General features: G+C 68.1%; 15 protein-coding genes. 6 read left to right on the top strand and 9 right to left on the bottom strand.

Translation table 11 applies throughout. The features are described from left to right. Nucleotides 1–353: 353 nt before the first annotated feature. Nucleotides 354–995, bottom strand: a complete 642-nt coding sequence (locus tag GA0115254_RS15105) for a DNA-3-methyladenine glycosylase (protein ID WP_093895795.1) — start codon at nt 993–995, stop codon at nt 354–356. 73 nt (nt 996–1,068) lie between these two features. On the opposite strand from GA0115254_RS15105, the gene GA0115254_RS15100 reads away from it, so the two are divergent. The 3 genes from GA0115254_RS15100 (at nt 1,069) to GA0115254_RS15090 (ending at nt 3,096) form a co-directional block, all read left to right on the top strand. After that, a complete protein-coding gene (locus GA0115254_RS15100) occupies nt 1,069–1,851 on the top strand; it encodes a sporulation protein (RefSeq protein WP_093895794.1) in 783 nt (260 codons plus the stop codon). Between the two features lie 52 nt (nt 1,852–1,903). Further along, a complete protein-coding gene (locus GA0115254_RS15095; protein ID WP_093895793.1) occupies nt 1,904–2,434 on the top strand; it encodes a YbhB/YbcL family Raf kinase inhibitor-like protein in 531 nt (176 codons plus the stop codon). 155 nt (nt 2,435–2,589) lie between these two features. Next, nucleotides 2,590–3,096: an HNH endonuclease gene (locus GA0115254_RS15090; protein WP_093895792.1), complete on the top strand. Its 507-nt coding sequence runs from the start codon at nt 2,590–2,592 to the stop codon at nt 3,094–3,096. 61 nt (nt 3,097–3,157) lie between these two features. Here the strand turns inward: GA0115254_RS15090 and GA0115254_RS15085 are convergent, their stop codons facing one another. The 4 genes from GA0115254_RS15085 to GA0115254_RS15070 all read right to left on the bottom strand — a co-directional run bounded on the left by GA0115254_RS15085 (nt 3,158) and on the right by GA0115254_RS15070 (nt 6,381). Continuing rightward, nucleotides 3,158–3,925: a sulfite exporter TauE/SafE family protein gene (locus tag GA0115254_RS15085; protein ID WP_093895791.1), complete on the bottom strand. Its 768-nt coding sequence runs from the start codon at nt 3,923–3,925 to the stop codon at nt 3,158–3,160. A 63-nt stretch (nt 3,926–3,988) separates the two neighbouring features. Beyond that, the gene (locus GA0115254_RS15080; protein WP_093895790.1) at nt 3,989–4,918 is read right to left on the bottom strand and encodes an SPFH domain-containing protein; all 930 of its coding nucleotides are present in this window, start codon (nt 4,916–4,918) and stop codon (nt 3,989–3,991) included. A gap of 146 nt (nt 4,919–5,064) precedes the next feature. Then, entirely contained in the window at nt 5,065–5,493 is a 429-nt protein-coding gene (locus GA0115254_RS15075) for an NfeD family protein (protein ID WP_093895789.1), read from the bottom strand. 90 nt (nt 5,494–5,583) lie between these two features. Further along, on the bottom strand, nt 5,584–6,381 hold the full coding sequence (locus GA0115254_RS15070) for an ABC transporter ATP-binding protein (RefSeq protein ID WP_093895788.1): 798 nt from the start codon (nt 6,379–6,381) through the stop codon (nt 5,584–5,586). Nucleotides 6,382–6,524: 143 nt separating this feature from the next. On the opposite strand from GA0115254_RS15070, the gene GA0115254_RS15065 reads away from it, so the two are divergent. After that, on the top strand, nt 6,525–7,304 hold the full coding sequence (locus GA0115254_RS15065; RefSeq protein WP_093895787.1) for a hypothetical protein: 780 nt from the start codon (nt 6,525–6,527) through the stop codon (nt 7,302–7,304). Between the two features lie 148 nt (nt 7,305–7,452). Here the strand turns inward: GA0115254_RS15065 and GA0115254_RS15060 are convergent, their stop codons facing one another. The 3 genes from GA0115254_RS15060 to GA0115254_RS15050 form a co-directional block, all read right to left on the bottom strand. After that, the gene (locus tag GA0115254_RS15060; RefSeq protein WP_093895786.1) at nt 7,453–7,701 is read right to left on the bottom strand and encodes a chaplin; all 249 of its coding nucleotides are present in this window, start codon (nt 7,699–7,701) and stop codon (nt 7,453–7,455) included. Nucleotides 7,702–7,846: 145 nt separating this feature from the next. Next, nucleotides 7,847–8,491 (bottom strand): response regulator, encoded by a 645-nt coding sequence (locus tag GA0115254_RS15055; RefSeq protein WP_093895785.1) that lies wholly within the window; start codon nt 8,489–8,491, stop codon nt 7,847–7,849. Beyond that, nucleotides 8,484–9,629 carry a GAF domain-containing sensor histidine kinase gene (locus GA0115254_RS15050; protein ID WP_093895784.1) on the bottom strand — a complete coding sequence of 382 codons (1,146 nt, stop codon included), beginning with the start codon at nt 9,627–9,629 and terminating at the stop codon, nt 8,484–8,486. The genes GA0115254_RS15055 and GA0115254_RS15050 overlap by 8 nt, the downstream gene beginning before the upstream one ends. A 278-nt stretch (nt 9,630–9,907) precedes the next feature. On the opposite strand from GA0115254_RS15050, the gene GA0115254_RS43150 reads away from it, so the two are divergent. Both GA0115254_RS43150 and GA0115254_RS15040 read left to right on the top strand, forming a co-directional pair. After that, nucleotides 9,908–10,231: a hypothetical protein gene (locus tag GA0115254_RS43150; protein WP_370740878.1), complete on the top strand. Its 324-nt coding sequence runs from the start codon at nt 9,908–9,910 to the stop codon at nt 10,229–10,231. 249 nt (nt 10,232–10,480) lie between these two features. Continuing rightward, nucleotides 10,481–11,266 carry a transglycosylase SLT domain-containing protein gene (locus GA0115254_RS15040; protein ID WP_093895783.1) on the top strand — a complete coding sequence of 262 codons (786 nt, stop codon included), beginning with the start codon at nt 10,481–10,483 and terminating at the stop codon, nt 11,264–11,266. Between the two features lie 96 nt (nt 11,267–11,362). On the opposite strand, the gene GA0115254_RS15035 is transcribed toward GA0115254_RS15040, so the two are convergent. After that, nucleotides 11,363–13,951, bottom strand: coding sequence for an ABC transporter ATP-binding protein/permease (locus GA0115254_RS15035; protein WP_093895782.1), 2,589 nt, complete (start codon nt 13,949–13,951; stop codon nt 11,363–11,365). Nucleotides 13,952–14,148: the final 197 nt, after the last annotated feature.

The following is a 14,148-nucleotide window of genomic DNA, read 5'->3' as shown; positions in this document are numbered from 1 at the left end:
TGATTCCCGGTCGAAGCGGGGCCGCTTTCCAGTTCTTCGCTTTCGCGTTTCCCTTTCCGGCGGTTCCAACCTTACCAGACTCTTTTTCGTTCCGTTTCCGGTCCGAATTTGAATTCCGGTGGCCTTTGGAGTGGCCTTGCCTTTCGGCATGTCCGCTACATTAACCGATTTCCTTGGCGACTCATAATCGAGTCGATGGAGACGAATTACGGCATGCCGAATTCGCACCCGCCAGGGTGAATCGTAGGTAGTGGTTGGCCGCTTCCGGATGCTCGGGCGGTCCGATGGACCGTACCGATAGCAGTGCCCGTTTCAAGCGGCTCGGGCTACATTAGGCGGCCCCCAAGGGCGAGTCAAGTTGCGCGGCGGCGCGGCACATGGGCTCTGTAGGGGCTCACCGTGGGATCTCCGTCGATCCAGAAGCGCCACGGGTGCGTGGCTCCGTCGCCGCCCACTCCGGTGCGCGGACCGTTGCGTACCTGGTCGCGGGGCGGGGGGGTGCCGTGCAGTACGGACAGCGGGGCGCCGGGGTGGGCGATGGCGTCGGTGCCGTTCAGTGCGCGGTCGACATCGAGAGCGGTGGCCAGTCGGGCCGGACCTTTGGCCAGTTCCTTGTCATTTCGGGCCGAGATTCGACGATTGCGGGTGAGGTCGGCGCCGACCTGGATGTCGCCGGCACGGAGCAGGACACCGCTGGCCTCGCCCTCCGGGCCGCACACCAGGTTGAGGCAGTGCCACATGCCGTACGTGAAGTAGACGTACGCATGGCCGGGTGGTCCGTACATGACGCTGTTGCGTGGGGTGCGGCCTCTGAACGCATGCGATCCGGGGTCGATCTCCCCGGCGTAGGCCTCCACCTCGGTGAGGCGGAGTTCGATGGGGCCGTCGGGGGTGGTGCGCACCAGGGTCCGGCCCAGGAGATCGGGTGCCACGTCCAGTACGGGGCGGTCGAAGAAGTCGCGTGTCAGTGGCGTACGTTCCAAGCCCTCGATCATGGCGTTCGAGGTTACCGGGAACCGAGTGCGGTCGTGGCGCGTATGTAGGGGTCAGGACCAAGGAGGAGTAAACATGGGCTTCAAGCGGCTGCTCGCGAGCATGGGTGCCGGTGGTGCTTCGGTGGAGACCGAGCTGACCGAACTCAATGTCGTACCCGGTGGGGTCGTCCAGGGTGAGGTGCGGATCCAGGGCGGATCCGTGGATCAGCAGATCGAGGGGCTCTCCGTCGGTCTGCAGGCCCGGGTCGAGGTCGAGGGCCAGGACACGGAGACGAAGCAGGACATCGAGTTCACCAAGCTTCGGCTCGGTGGCGCGTTCGAGGTGCGGGCCGGTGCCGTGCACGTCGTACCGTTCGGGCTCGAAATTCCGTGGGAGACGCCGATCACGATGTTCGCCGGTCAGCATCTGCACGGCATGAACATCGGCGTGACCACGGAGCTGGAGATCGCTCGGGCGCTGGATTCCGGCGACCTGGACCCGATCAATGTGCACCCGCTCCCGGCCCAGCAGGCCATTCTCGACGCCTTCGGGCAGCTCGGCTTCGGCTTCCGCAGTGCGGACATGGAGCGCGGCCACATTCGCGGTACGCGCCAGCGGCTGCCCTTCTACCAGGAGATCGAGTTCTTCCCGCCGCAGCAGTACCGCGGTCTGAACCAGGTGGAGCTGACGTTCGTCGCGGACGACCGCGAGATGGACGTCGTCCTGGAGATGGACAAGAAGCCGGGGCTCTTCAGCGAGGGCAGCGACTCGTACCGCGCGTTCAAAGTCGGGCTGAACGACTTCCAGGGGACCGACTGGGCGGCGTACCTCAATCAGTGGCTCGCCCAGGTCGGCGGTCAGCGCAACTGGCTCTAGGGTCGGTGGGAGACCTGCTGACAGCAGAAGAGCGATCAGGAGAGGTGCTGACGTGACCGAGCCGAAGAGGGCGCCGCTGCCGCACGACTTCCATCCCGAGGTGCCGGCGTTCAGGGTGGTGAGCGAGGATCTCGCGCCCGGGGCTGTGCTGGCGGATGCCCAGGTGTTCGCGGCCGGGAACACCTCGCCGCAGCTGCGGTGGGAGGGATTCCCGGACCGGACCAAGAGCTTCGCCGTGACCTGCTTCGATCCCGATGCTCCTACGGGCAGCGGATTCTGGCACTGGGTGCTCTTCGACATCCCGGCGTCGGTCACGGAGCTGCCGGCCGGTGCGGGCAGCGGGAAGTTCGAGGGCCTGCCGGCCGGTGCCGTACAGGTCCGTAACGACTACGGATCGAAGGACTTCGGCGGTGCCGCGCCGCCGGCCGGTGAGAACCACCGCTATGTCTTCACCGTGTACGCGGTGGACAGCGAGAAGCTGGGTGTCGACAGCGATGTGTCGCCCGCGGTCGTCGGATTCAATCTGCGGTTCCACACGCTGGGCCGTGCTCAGCTGATCGGTGAGTACACGGGTCCTGCCTAGTACCCGGTTGTCCGAGAGTTCCCCTGCTGTTTGCCCTGCCCTGGTCCTGGAGAGATCAGGGCAGGGCATTTTTATTGCGTTGTCCATCACGGCCTGCCCGGCCAGAGTTGATCCGGGCCTGCCAGGGGGCGGGCGGCACACGGGAGGTGGGCGAGATGCGGGACACGCTGGTACTGAACGCGAGCTTCGAGCCGCTGTCGACGGTGACGCTGAACCGTGCGGTGGTGCTGATTCTGCAGGACAAGGCCGTCGTCGAGCAGTCGCACCCCGATCTCCGTATGCGTGGCGCCGCCGTGGACATTCCGGTGCCCCGGGTGATCAGGCTCTGCCGGTACGTACGGGTGCCGTTCCGAAGACAGGCTCCGTGGTCCAGAAGGGGCGTGCTGATACGGGACCAGCACCGGTGCGCGTACTGCGGGCGGCGGGCGAGCACCGTCGACCATGTGGTGCCGCGTGCCCAGGGCGGTCAGGACACCTGGCTGAACACGGTGGCGTCCTGCGCCGAGGACAATCACCGCAAGGCGGCCCGGACGCCGGAGCAAGCGGGGATGCCGCTGCTGCGGCAGCCGTTCGTACCGTCTCCGGCGGAGGCGATGCTGCTGGCTCTGGGGGCAGGTGAACGGTCGGCACTGCCGGAGTGGCTGGACCGCACCGCGGCGTAGCCGGCGTACGCATGTTGTCGTACGGGATGCCCGTCTCCTTGCGGAGGTGGGCATCCGTGTGTCAGCGGAGCAGCAGTTGGACGATGGCAACCGTGCCGACCGCGACGATGAGTATGCGCAGGACGGTGGGGCTGAGGCGGCGGCCGACCTTGGCGCCGATCTGGCCGCCGAGTGCGGAGCCGACCGCGATCAGTACGACGGCCGTCCAGTCGAAGTCCGCGACGAAGAGGAAGAAGAGCGCGGCGATGCTGTTGACGACGGCGGCCAGAACGTTCTTGACGGCATTGAGACGCTGCATCGTGTCGTCGAGCAGCATGCCCATCAGGGAGAGGTAGATGATCCCCTGTGCGGCGGTGAAGTAGCCGCCGTAGACGCTGGCGAGCATCAGTCCGACGAAGAGGAGCGGGCCGCCGTCGGGGCGGGCAGGGGTGCCGGTGCGTTCGCGTCGGCGCTGGACCGCTTTGCTGATGCGTGGTTGCAGGATGACCAGGACGAGGGCCAGGGCCACCAGGATCGGCACGATCGTCTCGAAGGCCGTGGAGGGCAGGGCCAGCAGGAGGGTGGCCCCGGTGAGGCCTCCGATCAGGGCGCCGATGGCGAGCTTGCGGACGCGGCGGCCCTGTCCTGCGAGTTCCTCGCGGTAGCCGATGGCCCCGCTGATGGAACCGGGGATCAGACCGAGGGCGTTGGAGACGGTGGCCGTGACCGGCGGCAGGCCGGTGGCGAGCAGCACCGGGAAGGTGATCAGCGTTCCCGATCCGACGATCGTGTTGATCGTGCCGGCGCTGATGCCCGCGACGAAGACGGCAAGCATCTCCCAGGTGGTCATTGGTGAGTCCCCCGTGCGTGATCGGTGCTTGGTGCACTGATCATGCACGAGGGCATGTACGCGTCAGTCGACCGGGGGCTGCTCTCGGCGTTCCTTGCCGGTGTCGAATCCGGGAGCGCCGTTGCCGAGGTTACCGAAGGCCCCGCTGAGGCCCTTGAGGGCGTCGCCGATCTCGCTGGGCACGATCCAGAGCTTGTTGGCATCGCCCTCGGCGATCTTCGGGAGCATCTGGAGGTACTGGTACGAGAGGAGCTTCTGGTCCGGGTCGCCGGCGTGGATGGACTCGAAGACCGTACGGATGGCCTGGGCCTCGCCCTCGGCGCGCAGGGCCGAGGCCTTGGCCTCACCTTCGGCGCGCAGGATCGCGGACTGCTTCTCGCCCTCGGCGGTGAGGATCGCGGACTGCCGGGTTCCTTCGGCCTGGAGGATCGCGGCGCGCTTGTCGCGGTCGGCGCGCATCTGCTTCTCCATCGAGTCCTGGATGGAGGTGGGCGGTTCGATCGCCTTGAGCTCGACGCGGTTGACTCGGATGCCCCACTTGCCGGTCGCCTCGTCGAGGACTCCGCGGAGGGCGGCGTTGATCTCCTCGCGGGAGGTCAGGGTCCGCTCCAGGTCCATGCCACCGATGATGTTGCGAAGGGTGGTGACGGTGAGCTGCTCGATCGCCTGGATGTAGCTGGCGACTTCGTAGGTCGCGGCCCTTGCGTCCGTCACCTGGTAGTAGATGACGGTGTCGATGTTGACGACCAGGTTGTCCTGCGTGATCACCGGCTGGGGTGGGAACGGCACGACCTGCTCACGGAGGTCGATGCGGTTCCTGATGGAGTCGATGAATGGAACGACGATGTTCAGACCTGCGTTGAGCGTACGGGTGTAGCGGCCGAAGCGTTCCACGATGGCGGCGCTGGCCTGCGGGATGACCTGGATCGTCTTGATCAGGGCGATGAAGACGAGCACCACCAGAATGATCAGGACGATGATGATCGGTTGCATCGTGTTCCTCGTTGCCCTTCGGTTGCCGACGGATCGCGATGATCGAGGTCGAGATCGCGGGAGCGGCCGTATGTCTCGACGGCCCCGATCTCATGATGATCGACATCGAGTCTGACAGAACGTGCTCCGCTGTGTGAGTGGTTCGGTCACATGACGACTGCTGTAGCTCCGTCGATGTCGACGACATCGACCTGTTGGCCCGGATCGAAGCTCTGGCCCTCGTCGAGTGCGCGGGCGGACCAGATCTCTCCGGCCAGCTTGATCCGGCCGCCGCTGCCGTCGACCCGTTCCAGAACAAGGGCCTGACGGCCTTTCAGCGCATCGATGCCGGTGGCGAGTTGGGGCCGGTCGGCACGGTGTCTGGCGGCGATCGGGCGGACCACGGCGATGAGGGCCACGGAGACCGCGACGAATACCAGTACTTGGACCACGATGCCGCCGCCGAGTGCCGCGACCACTGCCGCGGCGACCGCTCCGACGGCGAACATGCCGAACTCGGGCATCGCGGTCAGGACGAGCGGGATGCCCAGTCCCACCGCGCCGATCAGCCACCACACCCACGCGTCGATGTCCACGTGGTCATGGTAGGACTGCGGGTGCCCTCGCGGACAGGGCGCGGGCGGGCGGCTGCGGTGTTGTGTCCGGAGAGCGACGTCCGGCTGCGGCTACGAGAGCGGCAGTCCGTGGGCCGTGTAACGGTCGCCGGTGTGCTCGACGACGAGCGGCAGGCCGAAGCAGAGAGAAAGGTTGCGGGAGCTGAGCTCGGTCTCCATGGGACCCGCGGCGAGCACCTTGCCCTGGCGGATCATCAGGACGTGGGTGAAGCCGGGGGCGATCTCCTCGACATGGTGGGTGACCATGATCATGGAGGGGGCGTACGGGTCGCGGGCCAGTCGGCCGAGGCGGCGGACCAGGTCCTCGCGGCCCCCGAGGTCGAGACCCGCGGCGGGCTCGTCGAGGAGCAGCAGCTCGGGGTCGGTCATCATGGCGCGGGCGATCAGGGTGCGCTTGCGCTCGCCCTCGGACAGGGTGCCGAACTTGCGGTCGAGATACTCGGTCATGCCGAGCCGGTCGAGGAAGGCGCGGGCGCGCTCCTCGTCGACGGACTCGTAGTTCTCGTGCCAGGTGGCGGTCATGCCGTAGGCGGCGGTGAGCACCGTCTGCAGAACGGTCTGGCGCCTGGGCAGCTTCTCGGCCATGGCGATGCCCGCGATACCGATGCGGGGGCGGAGTTCGAAGACATCGGTGCCGACGCCGCCGAGCTGCTCACCGAGGATCTTGGCGGTGCCGGTGCTCGGGAAGAGATAGCTGGACGCGATGTTGAGGAGCGTGGTCTTGCCGGCGCCGTTCGGGCCCAGGATGACCCAGCGCTCCCCCTCCTTGACCTGCCAGGAGACGTCGTCCACCAGAGCGCGTCCGTCGCGGACCACGGATACGTCCACCAGCTCCAGTACATCGCTCATGGCGCGTTGTCTCCCCATGCAGTGTCGAGATCGTCGCGTGCCTGTGGGCACAGCTCCCAGGAAAATCTACGCCACCGCGGGAGAGCTCCCGGCGCTGGGCCCGTGTGAGGACAGGCCCCGGGTCCGTTCCCTAGGCTGTTCCCATGCTTTCGGAACCACGCTCAGGGCTGCTGGCCGCTTGGGGAAACGCACTGCTGGCCGGACTTGTGTCTCCGGACGACGCGGCGCTCGCCATTGTCGGGGAGGACGCGGTGCACCGCGTCGAGGGACTACCGGGTGAGACGGGGCCTGTCGGGCTCACGTTGGCGTTCGGACGGTTGCGGAGTCTGGGGGTGACCGGTTTCCGGGTCGCGCTGCCGGCGCCCGGGCATCCACTGGGGCTGAGCGGGCCGCCGGACTTCAACGCGCAAGCGTTGGATGCCGAGGAGGCGGTGGTCGCGTTCGGTGCGCCGTACGGGCTGGTTCCCGAGGTGCGTGAGGTGGGACCGGACGGGGATCTGCACATCGAGGTGGTGTGGCGTTGTCTGCCGGTACGGGAGGCGCCGCCGGCCGATGTGCCGTCGCTGGGCGAGGCGGAACGGGAGCTCGCCGAGGCGTTGCGGGATGCGACGGCGGTGCTGACGCGGTTGGATGTGGCCGGTTCCGGGCCGGTGGCGGAGGCGGCGGTGGATGCGTACCGGGCGCGGACGGAGCGGGGGCGCGAGGTGCTGGCTCCGGGGTATCCGCCGCGGGCGGTGCGAGTGCTGGAGCTGGCGCAGCGGGTCGGGCTGTTGATCTCGGTGGCGTACGAGAACGGGCACGGCGGGGCGGTGAGCGCGTCGGAGATCGCGGCCCGGCAGGAGGCACTGAGGCCGGTGGAGCGGGTGGCCCGGCGGGCGCAGGTTGCCGCGTACAACGCGTATGTGGAGGAGCGGGAACGGTAGGTCTGGGCGAGGTGCCTTGTCGCCCGGAGCAGTCCTGGAGCCGTTTCGTCTTCGATCGCAGGACGGGCTCGAGTGTGCCGGAGTGGGCTTCGGATGTCGCCGGGCGGGCTCGATGCGCCCGGCCGGCGACACAGGACCGTGAGGGCGGTCAGCCGTTCAGGCCGAAGTTGCCGAAGGCCGGGTTGAGCAGGCCGATCACGTTGACGGTGTTGCCGACCACGTTCACCGGAATGTGCACCGGGACCTGGACGACGTTGCCGCTGACCACGCCCGGGGAGTGGGTCGCGGCGCCGTGGGCGCCGGCGCCGTGGCCGGTGGCGGAGGCCGCGCCGGCACCGGCGGCGATGATTCCACCGGCGATCATGGTGACGGCTGTGGCCTTCTTCAGGTTCTTCACTTCAGGATCCTCCTAGCGTGGCTGCGGCCAGCCGCCGCAGCACCCTGGAGAACGCCCCGGGGTCGAACAGGTTGCGCCGTCCGGGTGACATACACCCGACAGTATGAATCTCGGTCCGGAGGGAGACAGTCCGCTTCGGTACCGGTCAACCCGCGGCCCCGTGCCGGACGGCCCAGAGGGCCGCCTGGGTCCGGTCCGAGAGATCGAGCTTCATCAGAATGTTCGAGACGTGTGTCTTGACGGTCTTCTCGGAGAGGACCAGTGCCCGCGCGATCTCGCGATTGGACCGGCCGTCGGCGATCAGACCCAGTACCTCCCGCTCCCGTTCGGTGAGGGTGCTTCCCCGCCCCGTGCCGCCGCCCGCGTCGTCCTGGGCGAGCAGGGCTCCGGCGACCTCCGGCTGGAGCAGGACGTGGCCCGCGTTCACCGAGCGGATGGCGCCGGCCAGGGCGTCCGGGTCGACGTCCTTGTATACGTAACCGGAAGCTCCGGCTCGCAGGGCGGGGACCACGGTGCGCTGCTCGGTGAAGCTGGTGACGATGAGGACCTTGGCCGGGTTCTCCAGTTCGCGGAGTTTGCGCAGGGCCTCGATCCCGTCGGTGCCGGGCATCTTGATGTCCATCAGGACGACGTCGGGGCGGAGCTCCTCGGTCCTGGCCACCCCCTCGGCGCCGTCGGACGCCTCGCCGACCACTTCTATGTCGTCCTGGATCTCCAGGAATGTGCGCAGACCGCGGCGGACCACCTGGTGGTCGTCGACCAGCAGCACCCTGATGATCTTGTCAGCCACCGGGCACCTCCATCTCGATCGTGGTGCCCTTGCCGGGCGCCGATTCAACGGTGAGCCTTCCGCCGACACCGCTTGCGCGGTCCCGCATCGATACCAGGCCCAGGTGGCGGCCGGCCTGCCGGGTCGCCGTGGGTTCGAAGCCGCTGCCGTCGTCGGTGATCCGCAGCAGCGCGCCGCTGCCGTGCCGGGCCAGGGTGACGTCGACGCGCTCGGCGCCCGAGTGGCGCAGCGCATTGTGCAGAGCCTCCTGGGAGACCCGGAGCAGCGCTTCTTCCTGGGCGGCGGGCAGGGCCCGTACGCCCAGGCTCTCGAAGGTGACCCGGGCCGCATGGGCACGGTCCAGGACCTGGATCTGGGTACGGAGTGTGGCAATGAGGCCGTCCTCGTCGAGCGCGGCCGGGCGCAGTTCGACAACGGCGGCGCGCAGCTCGTCCACGGCTTCCGCGGCGAGCGCGGCGACCTGGTGGAGCTCGCCCTTGGCCCGGGCCGGGTCGCGGTCCACCAGGGCGGTGGCGGCCTGAGCCGTCAGCCGCAGCGAGAACAGCTTCTGGCTGACCGCGTCGTGCAGCTCATGGGCGAGCCGGGAGCGCTCCTCGGCGATGGTGAGCTCGCGACTGCGTTCGTACAGCCGGGCGTTGGTGAGGGCGATCGCCGCATGCTGCGCAAGGATCGAGAGCAGTTCCTCGTCCTCGGCGGTGAAGCCGCAGCTGCCCTCGGGTTTGGGGCAGCGCTTGTTGGCGAGGAAGAGCGCGCCGATGATCTCGTCGCCGTCCCTGATGGGCAGGCCGAGGAAGTCGGACATGTCGGGGTGGGCGGCGGGCCATCCCTCGAAGCGAGGATCCTTGCGGACGTCGGCAAGTCGCTCGGGCTTCGCCTCGTGGAGCATCGCGGCGAGGATGCCGTGCTGTCGGGGCAGGGGACCGATGGCCTTCCACTGCTCGTCGCTGACTCCGTCGACGACGAACTGGGCGAAGCCGCCGTGATCGTCGGGGACGCCCAGGGCGGCGTACTCGGCGTCCAGCAGCCGACGGGCCGAGGCCACGATCGTCTTCAGGACATCACGCACTTCGAGATGCCGGCTCATGGCGAGCAGTGCGGCGCTCACCGCTGCGAGACCCGACTGTGGGCGATGGCTCATGGCCTCACCGTACCGGCGTGGCGCGGACGCCGTATCGGCCTGTGGACGGGGCCGATCAGGACGCAGGGACTAGGTCCGGTCCGCGTCCTGTCTGCCCGGGCCGAAGTGCCTTGTGGTGGTGCGGCTCTTGGGCGAGGAGCGGTGCGGGGCGGCGTTCCTGCGCAGGGGGTGCCGAGGTTCATCGGTGCTTGCCCACGTAACCAGGGGGCGGTTGTCATGCCTGTCGCGATGAATACGGGTGCCCCCAAGGTGCTGGGGCACGCGCTGGGACGACTGCGGTGCGGGCCCCGGAGTCGTCCGCCGGGGCGGACGGGGTGGTGCGGGCAGCCTCGGGGTGGGCGGATCCGGTGGTGACACCGCAGCGGGGCGTGCGGGCGGTGGACGGCCCGCTGACCGGGCTGCAGGGGCCCGAGGCCTCGTATCCGCTGATGCCGACGGCGGTCGCGGGGCGGGATGCCCCGGCGTACGGATACGCCCGGCGCCGCGCCATCGGTACCTCCGGCATGGGTCCGGGGACGTCCATCTGCTGCCACCAGAGCCGGAGCCTCACACTCCGAATTGCCGAAGCAACGGTTGGTCAGTTTGTTACACGGCCGATGTGAGGCCGGGCATAGGACCCACGTCACTTACGAAGCCGGCTAGTGGATACATAAGCGCCACATCAGCGGGCATGAGCGGGGACCGTCACGTTCGAGCGCGGCGGTGATCCACTATCCGGGGTCGTACGTCACACCTTTGCCACCAGATTTTGCTGACGCTAAGAATTGCACTTGTCCCCGACGGAGATGCGAAAACACCGCTTCCCGTCTTCGTCCTCCGTGAGGACTCCCGCGATTCGTTAGAGGTCCTGTATGTCCGTGTCCAGCATCCCCGGCCGCCGTCGTCGACTGAACAAGACGCAGAAGCTCTCCGTTGCGGGTATCTCCGCCATCGCTGTCGCATCGCTCTCGTTCTCGCTCGTCCCCGCCAACGCCGAGGGCAAGCCCGAGGCGCAGACCCCCGCGTCCGCCGCCCCCGTGGTCCTGGCATCGGTCGCCGGTACTCCGCAGGCCAAGGCCGTGCAGGCCAGCATCATCGAGCAGCACTCCACCGCCGAGCAGCTGGTGAAGGCCGCCGACCTGGCCAGGGCCAAGGAGGCCGCCGCCGTCAAGGCGAAGGCCGAGGCCGCCGCGAAGGCCAAGGCCGCCGCCGCTGCCGAGGCCAAGGCCCGCGCCGAGGCGAAGGCCGAGGCCGCCGCCCGGGTGAAGGCCAAGGCCGCCGCCGAGCGCACCGGGACGCAGGCCGCCAGCCGCTCCGAGGCCCGTACCCCGGTCTACGCCAACAACCTGGACGGCTGGATCAGCCAGGCCCTGGCCATCATGAGGGCACACGGCATCCCCGGCTCTTACGACGGTCTGCACCGCAACATCATGCGGGAATCCACCGGCAACCCGAACGCGGTCAACGGCTGGGACATCAACGCCCAGAACGGCACCCCGTCCTGCGGCCTGCTGCAGGTCATCCAGCCGACGTTCAACGCGTACCACGTCCCCGGCACCTCGACGAACATCTACGACCCGGTCGCCAACATCACCGCCGCGGCCAACTACGCCGCCGACCGTTACGGCTCGATCGACAACGTCAACAGCGCGTACTGATCGGCTCCGGACGTCCTCGGACGACATACGCATGAGCCGAAGGGCGGCACCCCGCATGGGGTGCCGCCCTTCGGCGTTGCGTGCCGGCGCCCGCGCCTACTTGCGCATGACCTCCGGCTCGTGGCGGCGCAGCAGTCGCGCGACCACGATGCCGCAGATGATGCCGAGGAACAGCAGTACCGAGATGTTCATCCCCCACTGACCGGCAGAGTGCTCCCACAGCGGGTCCAGGTCGGTCGGGTTCTTCGGGTCCCACGGCGCCATGAGGTGCGAGAGGTCGAGCGTCGTGCCCGCGCCGGCGATGGCCCAGCGGGACGGCATCAGCCAGGCGAACTGCTCCAGGCCGGGCGATCCGTACACCTGGAAGAGGATGCCGGTGAAGACGACCTGAACGATGGCGAACATGACCAGCAGCGGCATGGTCTTCTCGGCGGTCTTCACCAGTGAGGAGATCACCAGGCCGAACATCATCGAGGTGAAGCCGAGCGCGATGATCGTCAGGCAGATCTCGACGGCCGGCGGCATGACCAGGCCCTCGGCCGGCAGCTCACGGGTGGCGAAGCCGATGCCGCAGATGATGACGCCCTGGATGGCGGTGATCACGCCGAGGATGATCACCTTGGACATCAGATAGGCGGAGCGGGACAGACCGGTGGCCCGTTCCCGTTCGTAGATGACACGTTCCTTGATCAGTTCTCGTACGGAGTTGGCCGCGCCGGAGAAGCACATGCCGACCGCGAGAATCAGCATGATCGTTCCAGCAGCGCTGTTGAACCGGGACGGCGGGTCCGGCGGGGCCAGGCCGAACTTGGCCGGGATGACCACACTGACGATGCCGAGCACGGCGGGCAGGATCACCATCAGGCCCATGAAGCCCTTGTCGGACGCGATCACCGAGACGTAGCGGCGCATCAGCGTCCACAACTGGGCCGACCAGCTCTGCGGCTTCGGCGGGCGCATCTGCTGCGGGGGCGGCATGTGTACGGACTGCGCCGCGACGGCGTCGATGTCCGCGGCGTACATCTGATAGTGCTGCGAACCGCGCCAACGGCCCGCCCAGTCGTAGTCGCGGTAGTTCTCGAACGCGGAGAAGACATCGGCCCAGGTGGTGTAGCCGAAGAAGTTGAGCGCTTCCTCCGGCGGACCGAAGTAGGCGACGGAACCGCCCGGCGCCATGACGAGCAACTTGTCGCAGATCGCCAGCTCGGCGACGGAGTGCGTGACGACGAGTACCGTACGGCCGTCGTCGGCCAGGCCGCGCAGCAGCTGCATGACATCGCGGTCCATGCCCGGGTCGAGGCCGGAGGTCGGCTCGTCCAGGAAGATCAGCGACGGCTTGGTGAGCAGCTCCAGGGCCACGGAGACACGCTTGCGCTGGCCACCGGAGAGTGAGGTGACCTTCTTGTCCTTGTGGATGTCGAGCTTGAGCTCGGCAAGGACTTCGAGGATCCGGGCCTGGCGCTCGGCCTCGGTGGTGTCCGCGGGGAAGCGGAGCTTGGCCGCGTACTTGAGGGCCTTGGTGACCGTGAGTTCCTTGTGCAGGATGTCGTCCTGCGGGACCAGACCGATACGCTGGCGCAGCTCGGCGAACTGCTTGTACAGGTTCCGGTTGTCGTAGAGGACATCGCCCTGGTTGGCGGGCCGGTAGCCGGTGAGCGCCTTGAGCAGGGTGGACTTGCCGGATCCCGACGGGCCGATGACCGCGACGAGCGACTTCTCCGGGACGCCGAAGGAGACGTCCTTGAGGATCTGCTTCCCACCGTCGACCGTCACCGTGAGGTGGCGGGCGGAGAAGGAGACCTCGCCGGTGTCGACGAACTCCTCGAGCCGGTCGCCGACCAGGCGGAAGGTCGAGTGACCGACGCCGACGATGTCGTTCGGACCGATGAGCGCGGAGCCGGACTTGGAGAGCGGCTGGCCGTTGACGTAGGTGCCGTTGTGGGATCCGAGGTCACGGATCTCGAAGCGGCCGTCGGGCGTCGCGTGGAACTCGGCGTGGTGGCGCGAGACCTGGAGGTCGGAGACGACCAGTTCGTTCTCCAGCGCACGACCGATGCGCATGACACGGCCGAGGGCGAACTGGTGGAACGTGGTCGGGCTGCGGTCGCCGTAGACCGACGGCGCCCCCGCGGCACCGCCGGGCCCGCCCGCGCCGGGCATATTCGCCATGCCCTGCTGATGCGGGACCTGGGGCTGTTGGGGCTGCGCGGACTGCTGTTGCGGCTGGACCTGAGGGGCCTGCTGCCAGCCCTGCTGCGGCTGTTGCTGCTGCGACGGAACGGGGGCCTGCTGGCCGGGCCAGCCGGCGCCGCCCTGCTGGGGCTGCTGGACGGGGGCCTGCTGCGCACCCGCGCCCTGCCCGCTGTACACATCGGCGCCCGCTGCGGCGCCGATGGTCAGCCGCGGTCCGTCAGTGGCGTTGCCCAGGTGCACGGCGGAGCCGGGCCCGATTTCCAGTTGATGGATCCGCCGGCCCTGCACATAGGTGCCGTTGGTGCTGCCGTGGTCCTCGATGAACCAACTGTGGCCCCCCCAGCTGATCGTGGCATGCCGCCACGACACCCTGGCGTCGTCGATCGTCAGGTCGCCCTGCGGATCGCGCCCAAGGGTGTACGACCTGGACGGATCGAGCGTCCAGGTCCTGCCATTCAATTCCAGTACGAGTTCCGGCACTCCGCGCCCCACTAGTTGTCCCCCGAGTTACCCCCATCACAGGGAGTCTAGGGATGCTGAACATCGTGGCGAACTATTCCAGGAGCAGTCCCTGATACGAAAGTCGGGCGGAGTGAAGACCCTGCTGAGACCTGCGTGGCCGTTCGTCGAATCGGAAGGAACGGGCTCGGAGAACGGCACGTCCCATGAGTGCGTATGAGTGCGTGCGG

It is taken from the genome of Streptomyces sp. Ncost-T10-10d (genome assembly GCF_900091955.1).
In the GTDB taxonomy this organism is placed as follows: Bacteria; Actinomycetota; Actinomycetes; order Streptomycetales; family Streptomycetaceae; genus Streptomyces.
This window is presented reverse-complemented; position numbering and strand designations above follow the sequence as displayed.